Consider the following 624-nt stretch of genomic DNA (forward strand, 5'->3'; position numbering starts at 1 on the left):
CGCCCTCGCGACCGTGCTCGGCACGCCGCGGTCTGCGCGCCGTCCTTCCCCGAACCGCCGGAGCGCATCGCCCTCCGCATCGAGGACCTCGCCGTCGAGGTGTCCTCGGCCAGCGGGCGCACCACGATCGAGCGCATCGTGATCCTCGAGGACGAGGTCCGTCGTCGTGACGAGGACCTCGCTCGCCTCGCCGCGTGGGAGGCCACCGTCGCCGGACAGCGCGACCCCGAGGTCGAAGCCGCTCGGGCGTTCGCCCACTCCGTCTTCGCGGACCTGCTGGCCGATGCGGCGCTCGAGGCCGATCGTCGTGACCGTGCCGCGGCGCGGCGTGCGGCGACGGGCAGCGTGCCGGTCGCCGGCGTGCCTGCGTCGGCCGCCGTCCCGGCACCCGCCGTCGTCACCGCGACGGGCTCCGCACCGGCTCCCGCACTCGTGGACGCGACCGAGGTCGTGGACGCGATCGACGCCCCCGAGGCGACCACGCCGGGACGCGACGAGCCTGCTCGTCCGGTGCTGTCCCTCCCGGTCGTCTCACCGGTGTCCGCGAACACGCGACCCACGCCGCTGGTCCAGCCCGCGACCGGGCCGACCGTGATCGACCGTGCCGCGTTCGCCGCCGCGCTG

General features: G+C 76.1%; 1 pseudogene. It reads left to right on the forward strand.

Going from position 1 to position 624, the window contains the following annotated elements:
* A pseudogene (locus BIV03_RS19540) lies at positions 1-624 on the forward strand (hypothetical protein); the annotation flags it as partial.

Origin of the sequence: Curtobacterium sp. MCBA15_016, from assembly GCF_001865105.1 — a bacterium.
In the GTDB taxonomy this organism is placed as follows: Bacteria; Actinomycetota; Actinomycetes; order Actinomycetales; family Microbacteriaceae; genus Curtobacterium.